General features: G+C 67.2%; 2 protein-coding genes. Both read right to left on the bottom strand.

Annotated elements, in window-relative coordinates:
* Window positions 1-10: 10 nt before the first annotated feature.
* Window positions 11-937, bottom strand: a complete 927-nt coding sequence (locus tag JF542_RS24285) for an electron transfer flavoprotein subunit alpha/FixB family protein (RefSeq protein WP_207077730.1) — start codon at window positions 935-937, stop codon at window positions 11-13.
* The coding region (locus tag JF542_RS24290) for an electron transfer flavoprotein subunit beta/FixA family protein (protein WP_242533924.1) at window positions 937-1,677 on the bottom strand (741 nt) is incomplete at its 5' end. The genes JF542_RS24290 and JF542_RS24285, both read right to left, overlap by 1 nt.

A 1,677-nucleotide genomic window follows, 5' to 3' on the forward strand; every position in this document is an offset into this window, starting at 1 on the left:
GGCGCGGGGCTCAGACCTTTTCGGTCAGCGCCGGCACCGCTTCGAAGAGGTCCGCCACGAGGCCGAAATCGGCGACCTGGAAGATCGGCGCCTCTTCGTCCTTGTTGATCGCGACGATGATCTTGCTGTCCTTCATGCCGGCAAGGTGCTGGATCGCCCCCGAGATGCCGCAGGCGACGTAGAGATCCGGGGCCACGACCTTGCCGGTCTGGCCGACCTGCCAGTCGTTCGGGGCAAAGCCCGAGTCGACCGCGGCGCGCGAGGCGCCCACGGCGGCGCCAAGCTTGTCGGCGAGCTTCTCGATGATCACGAAATCCTCTTCCGAGCCCACGCCGCGACCGCCGGAGACGACGATCTTGGCCGAGGTCAGCTCGGGGCGGTCGCTCTCGGCCACCTTGTCCTCGAGCCATTCCGACAGCGCCGGGTCCTCGGCGGCGGCGATGTCCTCGACCGCGGCCGAGCCGCCGGTGGCGGCGGCGTCGAAGGTCGAGGTACGGAAGGTGATAACCTTCTTTTCATCCTTCGACTTTACCGTCTGCATGGCGTTGCCGGCATAGACCGGGCGCTCGAAGGTGTCGGCATCAACCACGGAGGTGACATCGGTCAGCACCATCACGTCCAGCAGCGCCGCGACGCGGGGCAGGATGTTCTTCGCATCGGTGGTCGCCGGGGCCACGATGTGGCTGTAATCGCCGGCGAGCGACACGATCAGCGCCGCGGTGGGCTCCGCCAGGCGGTGGCCGTAAAGCGCATCCTCGGCGACCAGCACCTTGGACACGCCCTCGATGGTCGCGGCCTCGGCGGCGGCGTCCTTGGCGGTGGCGCCCACGGCCAGCACGGTCACGTCGCCCAGCGGCGCGGCGGCTGCCACGGCCTTGGCGGTGGCGTCCATCGCCAGCGTGCCGTCATTGATTTCTGCAATAAGGAGAACAGCCATCAGATCGCACCCTTTTCCTTGAGTTTCTCGACCAGCTCGTCGACCGAGCCCACCATGATGCCCGCGGCGCGTTCCGCCGGCTCGGCGGTCTTGACGATCTCGAGCCGCGGCGCGACGTCGACGCCGTAATCGGCGGGGGTCTTCTCGTCGAGCGGCTTCTTCTTCGCCTTCATGATGTTGGGCAGCGAGGCGTAGCGCGGCTCGTTTAGGCGCAGGTCGGTGGTGACGATGGCGGGCAGCTTGACCTTGATGGTCTGCAGGCCGCCGTCGACCTCGCGCGCCACGGTGGCGGCGTCGCCGTCGACCTCGAGCGAGTTGGCGTTGGTCGCCTGGGCGTAGCCGGTCAGCGCCGCCAGCATCTGGCCGGTGGCGTTGAGGTCGTTGTCGATGGCCTGCTTGCCGCAGATCACCAGGCCCGGCTCTTCGTCCTTGACGATGGCGGCTAGAAGCTTGGCCACGGCCAGCGGCTCGATATCCTCGTGCACGTCGTCGGCGGCGGTCACCAGGATGGCGCGGTCGGCGCCCATGGCGAGACCGGTGCGCAGGGTCTCCTGCGCCTGCTTGACGCCGATCGAGACGACGATCACTTCCTCGGCCTTGCCGGCTTCCTTGAGGCGGATGGCCTCTTCGACGGCGATTTCGTCGAACGGGTTCATCGACATCTTCACGTTGGCCAGATCGACGCCGCTTCCGTCCGCTTTCACACGAACCTTCACGTTGTAGTCGATCACGCGCTTCAC

The organism is Salipiger bermudensis, from assembly GCF_017309175.1.
Taxonomy (GTDB): Bacteria; Pseudomonadota; Alphaproteobacteria; order Rhodobacterales; family Rhodobacteraceae; genus Salipiger; species Salipiger bermudensis.